The sequence below is a fragment of the Caballeronia sp. AZ7_KS35 genome, from assembly GCF_023631045.1.
Taxonomy (GTDB): domain Bacteria; phylum Pseudomonadota; class Gammaproteobacteria; order Burkholderiales; family Burkholderiaceae; genus Caballeronia; species Caballeronia zhejiangensis.
Genome location: NZ_JALQDV010000020.1, coordinates 63,138 through 78,410 on the forward strand (window position 1 = coordinate 63,138; position 15,273 = coordinate 78,410).

General features: G+C 60.0%; 27 protein-coding genes. 1 reads left to right on the forward strand and 26 read right to left on the reverse strand.

Going from position 1 to position 15,273, the window contains the following annotated elements; translation table 11 throughout:
- Positions 1–222 precede the first annotated feature (222 nt).
- A complete protein-coding gene (hemB, locus tag NCT05_RS15410) occupies positions 223–1,221 on the forward strand; it encodes a porphobilinogen synthase (RefSeq protein ID WP_250502670.1) in 999 nt (332 codons plus the stop codon).
- Positions 1,222–1,257: 36 nt separating this feature from the next.
- Here hemB and dsbD read toward each other — a convergent pair whose 3' ends face one another.
- The 26 genes from dsbD to rpsS form a co-directional block, all read right to left on the reverse strand.
- Positions 1,258–3,078 carry a protein-disulfide reductase DsbD gene (gene dsbD, locus NCT05_RS15415; RefSeq protein ID WP_250502671.1) on the reverse strand — a complete coding sequence of 607 codons (1,821 nt, stop codon included), beginning with the start codon at positions 3,076–3,078 and terminating at the stop codon, positions 1,258–1,260.
- Positions 3,071–3,403 carry a divalent-cation tolerance protein CutA gene (gene cutA, locus NCT05_RS15420; RefSeq protein ID WP_008344049.1) on the reverse strand — a complete coding sequence of 111 codons (333 nt, stop codon included), beginning with the start codon at positions 3,401–3,403 and terminating at the stop codon, positions 3,071–3,073. The genes dsbD and cutA overlap by 8 nt, the downstream gene beginning before the upstream one ends.
- Before the next feature lie 147 nt (positions 3,404–3,550).
- Positions 3,551–3,946, reverse strand: a complete 396-nt coding sequence (gene rplQ / locus NCT05_RS15425) for a 50S ribosomal protein L17 (RefSeq protein ID WP_008344047.1) — start codon at positions 3,944–3,946, stop codon at positions 3,551–3,553.
- A 138-nt stretch (positions 3,947–4,084) separates the two neighbouring features.
- Complete coding sequence (locus NCT05_RS15430) at positions 4,085–5,062, reverse strand: DNA-directed RNA polymerase subunit alpha (RefSeq protein WP_008344045.1); 978 nt, start codon at positions 5,060–5,062, stop codon at positions 4,085–4,087.
- A 134-nt stretch (positions 5,063–5,196) separates the two neighbouring features.
- The gene (gene rpsD / locus NCT05_RS15435) at positions 5,197–5,820 is read right to left on the reverse strand and encodes a 30S ribosomal protein S4 (protein WP_008344042.1); all 624 of its coding nucleotides are present in this window, start codon (positions 5,818–5,820) and stop codon (positions 5,197–5,199) included.
- A gap of 160 nt (positions 5,821–5,980) precedes the next feature.
- Complete coding sequence (gene rpsK / locus NCT05_RS15440; protein ID WP_006052224.1) at positions 5,981–6,385, reverse strand: 30S ribosomal protein S11; 405 nt, start codon at positions 6,383–6,385, stop codon at positions 5,981–5,983.
- 28 nt (positions 6,386–6,413) lie between these two features.
- Positions 6,414–6,779: a 30S ribosomal protein S13 gene (gene rpsM, locus NCT05_RS15445; protein ID WP_008344037.1), complete on the reverse strand. Its 366-nt coding sequence runs from the start codon at positions 6,777–6,779 to the stop codon at positions 6,414–6,416.
- A gap of 41 nt (positions 6,780–6,820) precedes the next feature.
- The gene (rpmJ, locus tag NCT05_RS15450) at positions 6,821–6,937 is read right to left on the reverse strand and encodes a 50S ribosomal protein L36 (protein WP_004199844.1); all 117 of its coding nucleotides are present in this window, start codon (positions 6,935–6,937) and stop codon (positions 6,821–6,823) included.
- A 20-nt stretch (positions 6,938–6,957) separates the two neighbouring features.
- The gene (gene infA, locus NCT05_RS15455; RefSeq protein WP_004521905.1) at positions 6,958–7,176 is read right to left on the reverse strand and encodes a translation initiation factor IF-1; all 219 of its coding nucleotides are present in this window, start codon (positions 7,174–7,176) and stop codon (positions 6,958–6,960) included.
- Positions 7,177–7,184: 8 nt separating this feature from the next.
- Positions 7,185–8,531, reverse strand: coding sequence for a preprotein translocase subunit SecY (gene secY / locus NCT05_RS15460; RefSeq protein ID WP_008343935.1), 1,347 nt, complete (start codon positions 8,529–8,531; stop codon positions 7,185–7,187).
- Positions 8,532–8,572: 41 nt separating this feature from the next.
- Entirely contained in the window at positions 8,573–9,007 is a 435-nt protein-coding gene (gene rplO / locus NCT05_RS15465; RefSeq protein WP_008343934.1) for a 50S ribosomal protein L15, read from the reverse strand.
- 29 nt (positions 9,008–9,036) lie between these two features.
- Positions 9,037–9,219 (reverse strand): 50S ribosomal protein L30, encoded by a 183-nt coding sequence (gene rpmD, locus NCT05_RS15470; RefSeq protein WP_006400644.1) that lies wholly within the window; start codon positions 9,217–9,219, stop codon positions 9,037–9,039.
- 10 nt (positions 9,220–9,229) lie between these two features.
- Entirely contained in the window at positions 9,230–9,748 is a 519-nt protein-coding gene (rpsE, locus tag NCT05_RS15475; RefSeq protein WP_008343875.1) for a 30S ribosomal protein S5, read from the reverse strand.
- Between the two features lie 14 nt (positions 9,749–9,762).
- Positions 9,763–10,128, reverse strand: coding sequence for a 50S ribosomal protein L18 (gene rplR / locus NCT05_RS15480; protein WP_008343872.1), 366 nt, complete (start codon positions 10,126–10,128; stop codon positions 9,763–9,765).
- Positions 10,129–10,140: 12 nt separating this feature from the next.
- The gene (gene rplF / locus NCT05_RS15485) at positions 10,141–10,671 is read right to left on the reverse strand and encodes a 50S ribosomal protein L6 (protein WP_008343868.1); all 531 of its coding nucleotides are present in this window, start codon (positions 10,669–10,671) and stop codon (positions 10,141–10,143) included.
- Positions 10,672–10,689: 18 nt separating this feature from the next.
- On the reverse strand, positions 10,690–11,085 hold the full coding sequence (gene rpsH / locus NCT05_RS15490) for a 30S ribosomal protein S8 (protein ID WP_008343866.1): 396 nt from the start codon (positions 11,083–11,085) through the stop codon (positions 10,690–10,692).
- Between the two features lie 14 nt (positions 11,086–11,099).
- Complete coding sequence (gene rpsN / locus NCT05_RS15495) at positions 11,100–11,405, reverse strand: 30S ribosomal protein S14 (RefSeq protein WP_008343864.1); 306 nt, start codon at positions 11,403–11,405, stop codon at positions 11,100–11,102.
- A gap of 7 nt (positions 11,406–11,412) precedes the next feature.
- Positions 11,413–11,952 carry a 50S ribosomal protein L5 gene (rplE, locus tag NCT05_RS15500; RefSeq protein WP_008343862.1) on the reverse strand — a complete coding sequence of 180 codons (540 nt, stop codon included), beginning with the start codon at positions 11,950–11,952 and terminating at the stop codon, positions 11,413–11,415.
- Positions 11,953–11,966: 14 nt separating this feature from the next.
- Positions 11,967–12,275: a 50S ribosomal protein L24 gene (rplX, locus tag NCT05_RS15505; protein WP_008343860.1), complete on the reverse strand. Its 309-nt coding sequence runs from the start codon at positions 12,273–12,275 to the stop codon at positions 11,967–11,969.
- A 9-nt stretch (positions 12,276–12,284) separates the two neighbouring features.
- Complete coding sequence (rplN, locus tag NCT05_RS15510; protein WP_006998478.1) at positions 12,285–12,653, reverse strand: 50S ribosomal protein L14; 369 nt, start codon at positions 12,651–12,653, stop codon at positions 12,285–12,287.
- A gap of 302 nt (positions 12,654–12,955) precedes the next feature.
- Positions 12,956–13,228 carry a 30S ribosomal protein S17 gene (rpsQ, locus tag NCT05_RS15515; protein WP_008343854.1) on the reverse strand — a complete coding sequence of 91 codons (273 nt, stop codon included), beginning with the start codon at positions 13,226–13,228 and terminating at the stop codon, positions 12,956–12,958.
- Complete coding sequence (rpmC, locus tag NCT05_RS15520; protein ID WP_008343853.1) at positions 13,225–13,419, reverse strand: 50S ribosomal protein L29; 195 nt, start codon at positions 13,417–13,419, stop codon at positions 13,225–13,227. Before rpmC ends, rpsQ begins: the two co-directional genes overlap by 4 nt.
- A 10-nt stretch (positions 13,420–13,429) precedes the next feature.
- Entirely contained in the window at positions 13,430–13,846 is a 417-nt protein-coding gene (rplP, locus tag NCT05_RS15525) for a 50S ribosomal protein L16 (protein ID WP_008343852.1), read from the reverse strand.
- 2 nt (positions 13,847–13,848) lie between these two features.
- Positions 13,849–14,643, reverse strand: coding sequence for a 30S ribosomal protein S3 (rpsC, locus tag NCT05_RS15530; RefSeq protein ID WP_008343851.1), 795 nt, complete (start codon positions 14,641–14,643; stop codon positions 13,849–13,851).
- A 10-nt stretch (positions 14,644–14,653) separates the two neighbouring features.
- On the reverse strand, positions 14,654–14,983 hold the full coding sequence (rplV, locus tag NCT05_RS15535) for a 50S ribosomal protein L22 (protein WP_007730533.1): 330 nt from the start codon (positions 14,981–14,983) through the stop codon (positions 14,654–14,656).
- A 12-nt stretch (positions 14,984–14,995) separates the two neighbouring features.
- Positions 14,996–15,271, reverse strand: a complete 276-nt coding sequence (gene rpsS / locus NCT05_RS15540) for a 30S ribosomal protein S19 (RefSeq protein ID WP_008343850.1) — start codon at positions 15,269–15,271, stop codon at positions 14,996–14,998.
- Positions 15,272–15,273: the final 2 nt, after the last annotated feature.

Consider the following 15,273-nt stretch of genomic DNA (forward strand, 5'->3'; position numbering starts at 1 on the left):
CGCCGCATAACGGCGGGTTAATAGCCTAATCGAATAACGACAGGCACCCGCTCAGGGAGGAGAAGCGGGGAGTCCGGCGGCAAGCGCCTCGCTCGATCGGTATGATATACCATTGTCTCAAAGCGGTTTCAGACGCAGCCAAGTGCTTGTTCGGCAAGGGTTTAGGCGTCTCGGAACACGTTTTCGAACTCCCCTGAAGACCACCCAAATTCGAGTCGAAATATGAGCTTCTATCCTCACCATCGCCCGCGCCGGATGCGCCGCGATGACTTCTCGCGCCGTCTGATGCGCGAAAACATCCTCACGACGAACGACCTCATCTATCCCGTGTTCATCGTCGAAGGTACGAATGTGCGGCAGGCCGTGCCGTCGATGCCCGGCGTCGAGCGCACGTCCGTCGATTTGCTGATGAAAGTCGCCGAGCAATGCGTCGAACTTGGCGTGCCGGTGCTGTCGCTGTTCCCGGCGATCGAACCGTCGATCAAGACGCCCGATGGCCGCGAAGCCACGAATCCGGACGGTCTCATTCCGCGCGCCGTGCGCGAGCTGAAGAAGAACTTCCCGATGCTCGGCGTGCTGACCGACGTCGCGCTCGATCCGTACACGAGCCACGGCCAGGACGGCGTGCTCGACGAAGAAGGCTACGTGAAGAACGACGAAACGAGCGAAATTCTCGTCGAGCAGGCGCGCACCCAAGCTGAAGCGGGCGTGGATATCGTCGCGCCGTCGGACATGATGGACGGGCGCATCGGCGCGATCCGCGAGATGCTCGAAAGCGAAAGCCACATCCACACGCGCATCATGGCGTATGCGGCGAAGTACGCGTCGGCGTTCTACGGCCCGTTCCGTGACGCCGTCGGTTCCGCAGCGAATCTCGGCAAGAGCAACAAGATGGCGTATCAGATGGACCCGGCCAACTCGGACGAAGCGATGCGCGAAGTGCGCATGGACATCGAGGAAGGCGCGGACATGGTGATGGTCAAGCCGGGCATGCCGTACCTCGACATCGTGCGGCGCGTGAAGGACGAGTTCCGCTTCCCGACGTACGCGTATCAGGTGAGCGGCGAGTACGCGATGATCAAGGCGGCCGCGCAGAACGGCTGGATCGATCACGACAAGGTCATGATGGAAGCGCTGCTCGCGTTCAAGCGCGCGGGCGCGGACGGCGTGCTGACGTACTTCGCGCTGGATGCGGCGCGGATCATTCGCGCTTCCGTGTAAGCGCCAAAAGGGCGATGCGAGTGCATCGCCCTTTTTTTATCCGTTCAGTTTATCGAGACTCTTCAGGAACGTATCCGCCGATTCATACCCGACCACGCGCGCGACTTCGTTGCCCTGCGCATCGAAGAAGATGATTCCCGGCGGCCCGAAAAGCTTGAAGCGCTTGAGGAGAATTTGATCGTTCGTGTTGTTGGCGGTCACGTCCGCGCGCAGAAGATTCAGTTGCGCGAGGCGCGCTTGCACACGGGCGTCGGAGAAAGTCAGCTTCTCCATTTCCTTGCACGACACGCACCAGTCCGCGTAGAAATCGAGCATCGCGGGACGCGCCGCCGCTTTCACCGCCGAGTCCAGTTCCGCCGATGAACGCACCGGCGCGAAGATCAGGCCCTGCGATTGCGCATTCGCCGACGGCTCGCTGCGGGAAGCCAGCACGGCGAGCGGGCGCAGCGGATCTGTCGAACCCGCCGCCAATCCGACGAGCAGCGTCGCCGCCCAGATCGCGAATGCCGCTCCGAGCCCGCGCCCGAGCCGCTTCCACACACCGACAGGCGCCGCCGCGCCCGACGAGAACAATCCGAGCGATGCCGCCGCGATCAGCAGCCATAGCGCCGCGAGCAGCATCTGCGCAACGCCGCCGATGACCGGCCAGACGATCCACAGCGCGGCCGCGAGCAGCACGACGCCGAAGAAGACCTTCACGCCGTCCATCCACGCACCGGCGCGCGGCAGAACCGAACCCGCGCCGAGCCCGATGACGAGCAGCGGCACGCCCAGTCCGATGCCCATTGCGAAGAGCGCGGCGCCGCCGAGCGCAGCGTTGCCGGTGTGCGCGATGAACGCGAGCACCGCGAAAAGTGGCGCAGTCATGCACGCGCCGACCACGAGCGCGGACAGCGCGCCCATCGCCGCGACTGCCGCGAACTTGCCGCCGCTGCGCTTCTGCGATGCTTCGTTGACGCCCGCTTGCCAGCGCGCGGGCAGCGCGATATCGACGCCCGAGATCAACGCGATGGCGAACGCCGCGAGCAGCAGGCCGAACGCGCCGAGCACCCACGGGTTCTGCAGCCACGCGCCGAGGCTTTGTCCGATCAACGCGGCAGCGACGCCGAGCGCGGTATAGACGAGCGCCATGCCGATCACGTACGAAACCGACAATGCGAATCCGCGCGAACGCGTCACACGCGCGCCTTCGCCGACGATGATCGCGGACAGAATCGGGATCATCGGATACGAGCATGGCAGGAGGCTCAGTACCATGCCGGCAAGGAAATAGAGTCCGACGACTGTGAAGAATCCGCCGCCCTCGAGCATCGATTGCGCGTAGTCGGCGCTGGTCGCGCGCTCGAACCAAGTGTCGCCGGTGTTTGCGCTCGTCGTCGCGGTCGGTGCCGCGCCCGCGGGCTGGAGCGCGTCGCCGCGCACACGATAGGCCTTCTCCATCGGCGGATAGCAGATGCCGCCATCCGCGCAACCCTGCGACGTCACCGCGAGCTCGAACGGCCCGTTCGCTTTCGTCACCGGAATACGGATGATCAGTTCGCCGCGATACGTCTCGACGTCCTTGTTGAACGTCTGATCGAAATGAACTTTGCCCGCCGGAAGTTGCGCCGCGCCGATGGTCGCGTCGCCGCTCTTCACCGCGAACGCGAAACGCTCACGGTACATGTAGTAGCCGTCGGCGATCTTGTAGCGCACGTCCACTTCGCCCGGCTTTTCGGATGCGCTGAATTTGAACGCGACGTCGGGCTCGAGGAAATCGTCGGCTGCGCGCGCGGCGCCCGACAGCAGCGCGAACGCCGCCAGGAAGAGAAACGCGCCGAAAAGTCGCCGCGTGACAAGGCGAGAAAACTCAAACATGAAGAGGACGCTGCGTTTCTGCGTTGACCCACTGGCCGTATCCCGGCGATGCATCGACCTGCCAGACGAGGATTTCGGGCGTTTCATATGGATGTCGAGCCTCGACGAAGCGCTGCAATTCTGCGCTGCGCGCGACGCTCGTCTTGAACAACAACTGCACTTCCTGCGACGACTCCAGCACGCCCTTCCAGTGATATTGCGACGACACGGCGCCGAGATTCGTCACGCACGCCGCGAGCCGCGCGTCCAGCGCCGCTTGCGCGAGCGCATCGGCTGCGGCGGCGTCGGGCAGCGTGGACAGCATCAAAACGACGGGGACGTTCACTCGGCGTGCTCCGAGAGGTTAATTGCGTATCGTAGCATCGGCGGCTGACACTCACTTTTACGCCTCGGCGCGCTGAAATGTCGCAGCCAGAAAGCAAAAAGGCCAAGCTCTAAGCCTGGCCTTTCTGGTAACAACCGAAAACGGGATTTATTCCGCTTCTTGCACTTCTTCCGTCTCTTCGACTTCCGGGCGATCCATCAGTTGGACCAGCGCCATCGGGGCGTTATCGCCGACGCGGAAACCGAACTTCAGGATGCTCAGGTAGCCGCCCGGGCGGTTCGCGTAGCGCGGGCCGAGGACGTCGAACAGCTTCGCGACGGAATCACGATCGCGCAGGCGGTTGAACGCCAGACGACGGTTCGCGAGCGACGGCTTCTTGCCCAGCGTGATGAGGGGCTCGACGACCTTGCGCAGTTCCTTGGCCTTCGGCAGCGTCGTCTTGATGACTTCGTGCTCGATCAGCGAGTTCGACATATTGCGGAGCATTGCCAGACGATGGCTGCTCGTGCGGTTCAGTTTCCGCAGACCATGCTTATGACGCATTTCAGTTCCTTTAACGAGTTTTGATCCAGCTCTTCTATTGCACCCTAATTTGGGTGCACGGGCCGGTCAGGTAAAAGCAAGACGCGGATTTTAAAGCAAAATCCGCGTCTTTGCCAAGTTACGCGACTGCGTTTGGTATTACTTGTCCAACCCGGCCGGCGGCCAGTTTTCGAGCTTCATACCGAGCGTCAGACCGCGCGAAGCCAGCACTTCCTTGATTTCGTTCAGCGACTTGCGGCCGAGGTTCGGCGTCTTCAGCAGCTCGTTTTCCGTGCGCTGGATCAGGTCGCCGATGTAGTAGATGTTCTCGGCCTTCAGGCAGTTCGCCGAGCGAACCGTGAGTTCGAGATCGTCCACCGGACGCAGCAAGATCGGGTCGATCTGCGGTGCGCGCGACGGTGCTTCTGCTGCCGCTTCCGTGCCTTCCAGTGCGGCGAACACCGACAACTGATCGACCAGAATGCGAGCCGACTGGCGGATCGCTTCTTCCGGCGAAATCACGCCGTTGGTCTCGATGTTCATCACGAGCTTGTCGAGGTCGGTGCGCTGTTCGACACGTGCGCTTTCGACGGCGTAGCTCACGCGGCGAACCGGCGAGAACGACGCGTCCAGCACGATGCGGCCGATGATCTTGGCCGACTCTTCGCCATAGCGACGCACGTTGCCCGGCACGTAGCCGCGGCCCTTTTCGATCTTGATCTGAACGTCGAGCTTGCCGCCCTTCGACAGGTGAGCGATCACGTGTTCCGGATTGATGACCTCGCAGTCGTGCGCGAGTTCGATATCGCCGGCCGTGACAACGCCTTCGCCTTCCTTGCGCAGCGTCACCGTGACTTCGTCCCGGTTGTGCAGCTTGAAGACGACACCCTTCAGGTTCAACAGCAGGTTGACCACATCCTCTTGCACACCATCGAGCGTCGAGTATTCGTGCACGACCCCTGCGATCGTCACTTCGGTCGGCGCGTAGCCGATCATCGACGACAGCAGCACGCGCCGAAGCGCGTTACCCAAGGTGTGGCCATAGCCGCGTTCGAACGGCTCCATAACCACTTTCGCATGGTTCTCACCAAGCGATTCGACTGCAATGATCTTGGGCTTCAACAAACTGGTTTGCATAGGTTTTCCTTTTCAATACCCTCGGCTCGTTACACCGATAAGGCTGACCGGTGACAACCTGAAAATAAACAGCCGAGGCCACCTCTTGCCACGAGCAATCAGGCTCCCCGGCTGTCCATCCATTACCGCCCCGATTAACGCGAATACAATTCGACGATCAGGCTTTCGTTGATGTCGCCGGCGATGTCGCTACGCTCGGGCATCGACTTGAACGTGCCTTCGAACTTCTTCTCGTCGACCGACACCCAGCTCGGCATGCCGCCTTGCTGCGCCAGCGAGAGAGCTTCGACGATACGAGCCTGCTTGCGCGACTGCTCGCGCACGGACACGACGTCGCCCGACTTCACTTGCAGCGACGGGATGTTCGCGACTTGGCCGTTCACCATGATCGCCTTGTGGCTCACGAGCTGACGTGCTTCAGCGCGCGTCGAGCCGAAGCCCATGCGATACACGACGTTGTCGAGACGCGACTCGAGCAATTGCAGCAGGTTTTCGCCCGTCGGGCCCTTGCGGCGGTCGGCTTCAGCGAAGTAGCGGCGGAACTGACGCTCCAGCACACCGTAGATACGCTTCACTTTCTGCTTTTCGCGCAACTGGGTACCGTAGTCGGACGTACGCGCGCCCGAGGTGCGGCCGTGCTGGCCGGGCTTGCTGTCGAGCTTGCACTTGTCGGCGAGGGAGCGGCGTGCGCTCTTCAGGAACAGATCAGTGCCTTCACGGCGGGACAGCTTTGCTTTGGGACCGGTATAGCGTGCCACGTTGCATCCTTAAATATTGATCACGCAAACTTCCGTTGAACTTCAGTCTGCGCTAGTCCGAACCCTTTGGGCCGAACGGTGGGCTTAGTCAAAACTTACTAACGCACGAAACCCGCCGATACTCGCGCATCGACAGGCAACATGCGGTTGCGTCGACGTATTAGATACGACGGCGCTTCGGCGGACGGCAGCCGTTGTGCGGGACCGGCGTCACGTCGGAGATCGCGGTGATCTTGATGCCAAGACCATGCAACGCGCGCACCGCCGATTCGCGGCCAGGACCGGGGCCCTTGATCCGCACTTCGAGGTTCTTCACGCCGTATTCCATTGCCACGCGACCAGCCGATTCGGCTGCGACCTGAGCTGCGAAGGGCGTCGACTTACGCGAGCCCTTGAAGCCCTGACCACCCGAGGTCGCCCATGCCAGCGCGTTACCTTGACGGTCGGTGATCGTGATAATGGTGTTGTTGAACGACGCGTGAACGTGAACCACGCCCTCGGCGACGTTCTTCTTGACCTTCTTGCGAACGCGTTGCGCCGCGGAGTTGTTCGAAGCCTTAGCCATTACGTTTTCCTGTAACTGTCAGTTCCGCTTACTTCTTCAGCGATTGCGCTGCACGACGCGGACCCTTGCGCGTACGGGCATTCGTGCGCGTACGCTGGCCACGCAGGGGCAGGCCCTTGCGATGGCGCATGCCGCGGTAGCAACCCAAGTCCATCAGGCGCTTGATGTTCATCGTCACTTCACGGCGCAGATCGCCTTCGACGATGAACTTGCCCACTTCGTCACGCAGCTTTTCGAGGTCTGCGTCGGTAAGGTCTTTGACCTTCTTCGAAAATTCCACGCCAGCAGCGGTGCAGATGCCACGCGAACGCGTGCGGCCGATGCCGAAGATTGCCGTCAGGCCGATCTCGGTATGCTGGTGATTCGGGATGTTAACCCCTGCGATACGAGCCATTGTTTTTCCTCAAACAAAAAGCGCAAGCAAAAGCGCGGCGTTCAGCCTTGACGCTGTTTGTGGCGCGGATCAGAGCTACAAATCACGCGCACAACGCCCTTGCGCTTGATGATCTTGCAATTGCGGCAAATGCGCTTAACCGATGCCATCACTTTCATGATATTACCCTTTTTTCAAATCACTTCGCCCGGAACACGATCCGTGCACGAGACAGATCGTAAGGCGTCAATTCAACCGTAACCTTGTCGCCCGGCAGGATGCGGATGTAGTGCATCCGCATCTTTCCGGAAATATGTCCCAGGACGACATGGCCATTTTCCAATTTCACCCGGAAAGTAGCGTTGGGAAGGTTTTCGATGACCTCACCCTGCATCTGGATAACATCGTCTTTGGCCATAGTCCTTATTAACGCATCGGGACGTTGCCACCCTTGAAGTTTGCCTTCTTGAGCAGCGATTCATATTGTTGCGACATAACGTACGACTGCACCTGAGCCATGAAGTCCATCGTGACGACGACAATGATCAGCAGCGACGTTCCACCAAAATAAAACGGCACGTTCCAGCGCAACACCAGAAACTCAGGCAGCAGGCACACGAATACGATGTAGATCGCACCAGCCAGCGTAAGACGCGTGAGGATGCGGTCGATATATCGTGCAGTCTGATCGCCCGGACGGATACCCGGAACGAAAGCACCGCTCTTCTTCAAGTTGTCGGCGGTCTCCCGGCTGTTGAACACCAGTGCGGTGTAGAAGAAGCAGAAGAAGACGATCGCCAACGCATACAGCAGCACGTACACGGGTTGACCGGGCTTCAGCGCCTCGGCCACGTTGTGCAGCGTGTTCGCGAACCAGTTGGTGCGCGTACCCGAACTGAACCAGTTCAGGATGGTTGCCGGGAAGAGGATGATCGACGACGCGAAGATCGGCGGAATCACACCCGACATGTTCAACTTCAGCGGCAGATGAGACGACTGTCCGCCGTAAATCTTGTTACCGACCTGGCGCTTCGCATAGTTCACGAGGATCTTGCGCTGACCGCGTTCGATGAACACGACCAGATACGTGACCGCCGCGATCAAGACCACGATGATGATCGCCGAGATGATGCTCATCGAACCGGTGCGAACCAGTTCGAACAGACCACCGATCGCGTTCGGGAAACCCGCTGCGATACCACCGAAGATGATGATCGAGATGCCGTTGCCGAGACCGCGCTCCGTGATCTGCTCACCGAGCCACATCAGGAACATCGTGCCCGTCACGAGCGTGACGACCGTCGTCAGCCGGAACACCATGCCGGGGTCCAGCACCAGAGCCGGCTGGTTTTCCAGCGCGACCGCGATACCGAACGCCTGGAAGGTCGCCAGAACCACCGTGAAGATACGCGTGTACTGCGTGATCTTACGTTGTCCCGCCTGCCCTTCCTTCTTCAGCGCCTCCATCTGCGGCGACACGATCGACAGCAACTGCATGATGATCGACGCCGAAATGTAGGGCATGATGCCCAGCGCAAAGATCGTGAACCGCGACAGTGCGCCACCCGAGAACATGTTGAACATGCCAAGGATGCCGCCCGACTGGCTCTGGAACAGCTTCGCCAGTTGATCCGGATCGATGCCGGGCACCGGAATATGCGCCCCAATGCGGTAGACGATCAGCGCAAGCAGCAGGAACACTGCACGCCGGCGCAGATCGCCGAATTTCGCCGCGCTTCGACCGGTTTTTGCGAGACTCGGGCTGTTAGCCAAGTACCTTCTCCGATGCTAGTGCTAGTAACGGCGAAAGCGCGTTACTCGGCGAAAGAGCCGCCAGCGGCTTCGATTGCCTCACGGGCGCCCTTCGTTGCCGTCAGGCCCTTCACCGTGACCTTGCGCGTGATCTCGCCGGTCTTGATGATCTTCGCGCTCTTGATGAGCTCGCCGACCAGACCCGCTTGCTTCAACGCCAACAGATCGATTTCGTCGACCGGCAGCTTCTCGAGATCAGCCAGGCGCACTTCACCGACGAATTCCTTCGTCAGCGAGGTGAAGCCGCGCTTCGGCAGACGACGCTGCAGAGGCATCTGACCGCCTTCGAAGCCGACCTTGTGAAAGCCGCCCGAACGCGATTTCTGACCCTTGTGGCCGCGGCCAGCGGTCTTGCCGAGGCCCGAACCGATACCGCGACCGACGCGACGCTTAGCGTGCTTCGCGCCTTCCGCCGGCTTCAGGTTATTCAATTCCATGTTCAACTCCTTGGATCCGTAGGTCGCGCTTAGGCGATGACCTTAACGAGGTACGAGACCTTGTTGATCATCCCGCGCACTGCCGGCGTGTCCTGCAGCTCGGAAACCGAGTTCAGGCGACGCAGGCCGAGGCCACGCACCGTTGCGCGGTGCGATTCGCGGGTCCCGATCAGGCTCTTGACGAGCTGAACCTTGACAGTTTTTTCAGACATGGTGACCACCTTAGCCCAGAATGTCTTCGACGGACTTACCACGCTTCGCAGCGATGTCTGCCGGGGTCGACTGCTTGCGCAGGCCGTCCAGCGTCGCACGAACGAGGTTGTACGGGTTCGTCGAACCGTGGCTCTTGGCCACAACGTTTTGAACGCCCATCACGTCGAACACTGCGCGCATCGGGCCGCCAGCGATCACGCCGGTACCGTCCTTCGCCGGAGCGAGGAGAACCGCCGATGCGCCGTGCTTGCCGTGCACTTCGTGTTGCAGCGTGCCGTTCTTCAGGGGCACCTTGAACATGTTGCGGCGGGCCTGCTCCATTGCCTTTTGAACGGCAACCGGAACTTCCTTGGCCTTGCCCTTGCCCATGCCGATCCGGCCGTCACCGTCGCCAACCACGGTCAGCGCGGCGAAGCCGAGAATACGGCCACCCTTCACGACCTTGGTCACGCGGTTGACCGAAATCATCTTTTCGCGCAGGCCGTCGTCGCGTTCGTCAGCCTGAACTTTCGCTTGCATCTTTGCCATGACGAATTCTTCCCTTAGAACTTGAGCCCGGCTTCACGCGCCGCATCAGCCAGCGCCTTCACGCGGCCGTGGTAGCGGAAACCCGAGCGGTCAAAGGCGACGGATTCGATGCCGGCAGCCTTGGCCTTTTCGGCGATACGCTTGCCGATCAAGGTCGCGGCGTTGACGTTGCCGCCCTTGCCCGACTTGTCGGCCAGTTCAGCGCGCACTTCCGCTTCCAGCGTCGAGGCGCTTGCCACGACCTTCGTGCCGCATGCCGAGAACACTTGCGCGTAGATATGCGTATTCGTGCGATGCACGGCCAGACGCGGAACCTGCAGCTCAGCGATCTTGATACGCGTCTGACGAGCGCGGCGCAGGCGAGATTGAGTCTTATCCATGATTGCGCACCCTTACTTCTTCTTCGTTTCTTTGAGGATCACGACCTCGTCGGAATAGCGCACGCCCTTGCCCTTGTACGGCTCGGGCGGACGATAGCCGCGCACTTCTGCTGCGGTCTGTCCGACTTTCTGCTTGTCGATCCCCTTGATCACGATTTCGGTCTGCGACGGGGTTTCAGCCTTGACGCCTTCCGGCATCTGGTGCACCACGGGGTGCGAGAAACCCAGCGACAGGTTCAGCTTGTCGCCTTGCGCTTGCGCACGATAACCGACGCCAACCAGCGTCAGCTTGCGCTCGAAACCCTTGGTGACGCCTTGCACCATGTTCGCCAGGAGGGCGCGCATCGTGCCGGACATCGCGTTCGCTTCGCGGCTTTCATCCGTCGGAGCCAGCTTCAACGTGCCGTCTTCGTTCGTCACGGCAACCAGCTTGTTGACCGGTTGCGAGATCGTGCCGAGCGGACCCTTCACGGTGATGACGTCGCTCTTGATGGCCACTTCCGCGCCTTGCAGCGCGATCGGGCTTTTACCTACTCGAGACATGTTTCTTCTCCTTAGGCGTTAAGCGACGTAGCAGATGACTTCGCCACCGACGCCGTTCTGGCGCGCCTTGCGGTCGGTCATCACACCCTTCGGCGTCGACACGATTGCAACGCCCAGGCCGTTCATCACGGTCGGGATGTCATTGCGACCGCGGTACACGCGCAGACCGGGCTTCGATACGCGCTCGAGGCGCTCGATAACCGGACGGCCAGCGTAGTACTTCAACGCGATGTTCAATTCCGTCTTCGCACCTTCCGACTTGACTGCGAAGTCGTCGATATAACCTTCGTCCTTCAAAACCTGCGCAATCGCAACCTTGACTTTCGACGAGGGCATAGTCACCGAAACCTTCTCGACCATCTGCGCATTGCGGATGCGAGTCAGCATATCGGCGATAGGATCACTCATGCTCATTTATGTTTCTCCTATTACCAGCTCGCCTTGGTCAGGCCAGGGATTTCGCCGCGGAAAGCGATTTCACGAATCTTGCCGCGTGCGAGTCCGAACTTGCGGAACGTGCCACGCGGACGACCCGTGATCGCGCAGCGGTTACGCTTGCGAGTGGGGTTCGAGTTACGCGGCAGTTGTTGCAGTGCCAGACGCGCGAGGTAACGCTCTTCGTCCGACTTGCTTGCGTCGTCGATCACAGCCTTCAGCTCAGCACGCTTCGGAGCGTACTTGGCTGCCAGGCGCGCGCGCTTCTTTTCACGTTCGATCAGTGCCAGTTTAGCCACGGTAACCTCAGTTTCTGAACGGGAACTTGAAGCCGGCGAGCAATGCCTTTGCTTCTTCGTCGGTCTTCGCGGTGGTCGTGATGCTGATGTTCAGCCCACGCAGCGCGTCGATCTTGTCGTAGTCGATTTCGGGGAAAATGATTTGCTCTTTCACACCGATGTTGTAGTTACCACGGCCGTCGAACGCCTTGCCCGACACACCGCGGAAGTCGCGCACGCGAGGCAGCGCAACCGTCACGAAACGGTCCAGGAATTCGTACATGGCATTGCCACGCAGGGTAACCATCGTGCCAATCGGGTAGCCTTCGCGGATCTTGAAACCAGCGATTGCCTTGCGCGACTTGGTGATGACGGGCTTTTGGCCCGCGATCTTCGTGAGGTCACCAACGGCGTGCTCAAGCACCTTCTTGTCAGCGACGGCTTCGCCAAGCCCCATATTCAGGGTGATCTTGGTGAGGCGCGGCACTTCCATAATCGACTTGTAGCCGAACTTTTCAACCAGTTCCGGCACAACCTTTTCTTTGTAAATCTCTTGCAGACGAGCCATTTTTTAACTCCGCGTCAGGCGTTAAGCGTGGCGCCGGTCGACTTCAAGAAGCGAACCTTCTTGCCGTCTTCGACCTTGATGCCCACACGCGATGCCTTGCCATTCGCGTCGACCAATGCGACGTTCGAAATATGCAGCGGCATCGTTTTGGCTTCCACACCGCCCGTCGTACCCTTCATCGGGTTCGGCTTCACGTGCTTCTTGACGAGGTTGATGCCCTCGACGGTGACACGGTCGTCCGCAACGGCCAGCACGGTGCCGCGCTTGCCCTTGTCCTTGCCGGTGGTGACGATGACTTCGTCACCCTTGCGAATCTTGTTCATCGCGACTCCTTACAGCACTTCCGGAGCGAGCGAAACGATCTTCATGAATCGTTCGCTACGCAGTTCACGCGTAACCGGCCCGAAAATACGCGTGCCGATCGGCTCGAGCTTCGTGTTCAGCAGAACGGCGGCATTGCCGTCGAACTTGATGAGCGAGCCATCCTGGCGACGCACGCCCTTGGCCGTACGAACGACCACGGCGTTGTAGATTTCGCCCTTTTTCACGCGTCCGCGCGGCGTCGCTTCCTTGACGGTCACCTTGATGATGTCGCCAATGCTTGCGTAACGACGCTTCGAGCCGCCGAGCACCTTGATGCACATGACTTCACGCGCACCCGTGTTGTCGGCCACTTCAAGCCGAGTTTCGGTCTGGATCATGGTTTATCTTTCCCAACTTAATCCGATTGCACCACCATGGCACAGCCGGTCAGTCTTGGTCCCGTCAGCCAAATGGCTGCTTGGGTTAGAACAGGCAGCAACGGCAGACGAAACCCGCCATCGCAATCCGGTGAATCTGTCGACTCAGGCTAGCGCCCGAACCGGCTTCCCCCACCAATTTCGCCCGCGACGGGGCTCCCACAAAGAGGGAAGACCGAGATTATAACAAATAATCCCGGTCTTGCAAGCGAAACTTACTGCGATACAACTACTTACAGCATCGCGGCACTACAACTTCAGCTTTAGATCACGCGAGCCGCTTCTACCAGCTTCGACACAACCCAGGCCTTCGTCTTCGAAATCGGACGAGTTTCCTGGATTTCGACGAGATCGCCTTCGTTGTACGTGTTCGCGTCGTCATGCGCGTGGTACTTCTTCGAACGCACGACGTACTTGCCGTAGATCGGATGCTTCACGCGGTGCTCGACCAGCACGGTGACCGTCTTGTCCATCTTGTTGCTGACGACCTTGCCGACCAGCGTCCGCTTGAGCGAGGTTTTTACGCTATCGTTCATTTCTGGTTCGCCTTCTCGGTCATGACGGTACGCACGCGTGCGATGTCGCGACGGACCTTCTTCAGCTGGCTCGTGTTCGTGAGCTGCTGGGTCGCGAGCTGCATACGCAAGCCAAATTGCGCCTTGAGCAGATCCGACAGCTCCTTGTTGAGCGCGGCCTGGTCTTTTTGGCGAAGTTCAGTTGCCTTCATCATTTACTCCTTAGGCGCCGAGCTGACGGACCACGAAGTTCGTCTTGAGCGGCAGCTTGGCTGCCGCCAGACGGAACGCTTCGCGCGCCAGTTCTTCGGAGACACCGTCCATTTCGTACAGCATCTTGCCCGGTTGAATTTCAGCGACGTAGTACTCAGGGTTACCCTTACCGTTACCCATACGCACTTCGGCCGGCTTTTGCGAAATCGGCTTGTCCGGGAAGATACGGATCCAGATCCGGCCGCCACGCTTGATGTGACGCGTCATTGCACGACGCGCCGCTTCGATTTGACGCGCGGTCAAACGGCCGCGACCGATAGCCTTCAGACCGTATTCACCGAACGACACCGCGTTGCCGCGCGTCGCCTTACCGGTGTTACGACCCTTCTGCTCTTTGCGATACTTTCTGCGTTTCGGTTGCAGCATCGTTATTCTCCAGTCTTCGCGTCACCGCCAGCGCGACGGGGTGCGCCACGACGCGCGCCGCCCGGAGCGCCTTCACCGTCACGGCGCGGACGGCGATCGCCACCCGGACGTGCGTTGCGGCGCGGACGCTTTTCTTCCGCCACTTCTTCCACGACCGGCGCTTCGTTGCGGCCCAGGGTATCGCCCTTGTAGACCCACACCTTCACGCCGATGATGCCGTACGTGGTCTTCGCTTCGGACGTCGCGTAGTCGATATCCGCACGCAGCGTATGGAGGGGCACGCGACCTTCGCGATACCACTCGGTACGAGCGATTTCGATACCGTTCAGACGACCCGCGCTCATGATCTTGATGCCTTGTGCACCAAGACGCATCGCGTTTTGCATCGCGCGCTTCATCGCACGGCGGAACATGATCCGGCGCTCGAGCTGCTGCGTGATGGAATCGGCGATCAGTTGCGCGTCCGTTTCCGGCTTGCGAATCTCTTCGATGTTGACGTGAACCGGAACGCCCATGCGCTTCTGCAGTTCAGCCTTCAGCGATTCGATGTCCTCGCCCTTCTTGCCGATGACAACGCCCGGACGCGAGCTGTAAATCGTGATGCGCGCGTTCTTCGCCGGACGCTCGATGACGACGCGACCAACCGAAGCGTTCTTCAGCTTCTTCTTCAGGTATTCACGAACACCGATGTCTTCCTGCAACATCGCCGCGAAATTGTTGTTGTTCGCATACCAGCGCGAAGCCCAATTGCGGCTGACGGCCAAACGGAAGCCAGTCGGATGAATTTTCTGTCCCATCGTTGGCTCCTTAATTCCCGACCGTCACAGTGATGTGACAGGATTGCTTCTCGATGCGGTTACCACGACCCTTTGCGCGTGCGGTGAAACGCTTCAGCGAAGCAGCCTTGTCGACGTAGATGCTCGTGATCTTGAGCTCGTCGATGTCGGCGCCTTCGTTGTGTTCCGCATTCGCGATCGCAGACAGCACGACCTTCTTGACGATACCCGCCGCCTTCTTCGGCGAGAACGTCAGGACGTTCAGCGCCTTGTCGACCGGCAAACCACGAATCTGGTCAGCCACAAGGCGCGTTTTCTGCGCCGAGATGCGGGCACCGCGATGAATTGCTTTCACTTCCATCTTGATTGCCCCTTATTTCTTGGCCTTCTTGTCGGCCGCGTGACCCTTGAACGTACGGGTCAGTGCGAACTCGCCAAGCTTGTGGCCGACCATGTTTTCCGTGACGTACACCGGAACGTGTTGGCGACCGTTGTGAACAGCGATCGTCAGACCGATGAAGTCCGGCAGAATCGTCGAACGACGCGACCAGGTCTTGATCGGCTTCTTGTCACGCGTCGATGCAGCCGCCTCAACCTTCTTCAGCAAATGAGCGTCGCAGAACGGACCTTTTTTAGCAGAACGTGTCATTG

Bases quoted from the DNA above. Each gene is read 5' to 3' on its own strand.
- rpsS (WP_008343850.1), bottom strand. From the start codon at position 15,271: ATGACACGTTCTGCTAAAAAAGGTCCGTTCTGCGACGCTCATTTGCTG.
- rpmJ (WP_004199844.1), bottom strand. From the start codon at position 6,937: ATGAAAGTGATGGCATCGGTTAAGCGCATTTGCCGCAATTGCAAGATC.
- NCT05_RS15430 (WP_008344045.1), bottom strand. From the start codon at position 5,062: ATGCAAACCAGTTTGTTGAAGCCCAAGATCATTGCAGTCGAATCGCTT.
- rplQ (WP_008344047.1), bottom strand. From the start codon at position 3,946: ATGCGTCATAAGCATGGTCTGCGGAAACTGAACCGCACGAGCAGCCAT.
- rpsK (WP_006052224.1), bottom strand. From the start codon at position 6,385: ATGGCTAAGGCTTCGAACAACTCCGCGGCGCAACGCGTTCGCAAGAAG.
- rplE (WP_008343862.1), bottom strand. From the start codon at position 11,952: ATGGCTCGTCTGCAAGAGATTTACAAAGAAAAGGTTGTGCCGGAACTG.
- rplN (WP_006998478.1), bottom strand. From the start codon at position 12,653: ATGATCCAGACCGAAACTCGGCTTGAAGTGGCCGACAACACGGGTGCG.
- rplR (WP_008343872.1), bottom strand. From the start codon at position 10,128: ATGGATAAGACTCAATCTCGCCTGCGCCGCGCTCGTCAGACGCGTATC.
- rpsH (WP_008343866.1), bottom strand. From the start codon at position 11,085: ATGAGCATGAGTGATCCTATCGCCGATATGCTGACTCGCATCCGCAAT.
- rplP (WP_008343852.1), bottom strand. From the start codon at position 13,846: ATGCTGCAACCGAAACGCAGAAAGTATCGCAAAGAGCAGAAGGGTCGT.
- rpmC (WP_008343853.1), bottom strand. From the start codon at position 13,419: ATGAAGGCAACTGAACTTCGCCAAAAAGACCAGGCCGCGCTCAACAAG.
- rplF (WP_008343868.1), bottom strand. From the start codon at position 10,671: ATGTCTCGAGTAGGTAAAAGCCCGATCGCGCTGCAAGGCGCGGAAGTG.
- hemB (WP_250502670.1), top strand. From the start codon at position 223: ATGAGCTTCTATCCTCACCATCGCCCGCGCCGGATGCGCCGCGATGAC.
- rplV (WP_007730533.1), bottom strand. From the start codon at position 14,983: ATGGAAGTGAAAGCAATTCATCGCGGTGCCCGCATCTCGGCGCAGAAA.
- infA (WP_004521905.1), bottom strand. From the start codon at position 7,176: ATGGCCAAAGACGATGTTATCCAGATGCAGGGTGAGGTCATCGAAAAC.
- rpsM (WP_008344037.1), bottom strand. From the start codon at position 6,779: ATGGCTCGTATCGCAGGGGTTAACATCCCGAATCACCAGCATACCGAG.
- dsbD (WP_250502671.1), bottom strand. From the start codon at position 3,078: ATGTTTGAGTTTTCTCGCCTTGTCACGCGGCGACTTTTCGGCGCGTTT.
- rplO (WP_008343934.1), bottom strand. From the start codon at position 9,007: ATGGAATTGAATAACCTGAAGCCGGCGGAAGGCGCGAAGCACGCTAAG.
- rpsC (WP_008343851.1), bottom strand. From the start codon at position 14,643: ATGGGACAGAAAATTCATCCGACTGGCTTCCGTTTGGCCGTCAGCCGC.
- rpmD (WP_006400644.1), bottom strand. From the start codon at position 9,219: ATGTCTGAAAAAACTGTCAAGGTTCAGCTCGTCAAGAGCCTGATCGGG.
- rpsQ (WP_008343854.1), bottom strand. From the start codon at position 13,228: ATGAACGATAGCGTAAAAACCTCGCTCAAGCGGACGCTGGTCGGCAAG.
- rpsE (WP_008343875.1), bottom strand. From the start codon at position 9,748: ATGGCAAAGATGCAAGCGAAAGTTCAGGCTGACGAACGCGACGACGGC.
- rplX (WP_008343860.1), bottom strand. From the start codon at position 12,275: ATGAACAAGATTCGCAAGGGTGACGAAGTCATCGTCACCACCGGCAAG.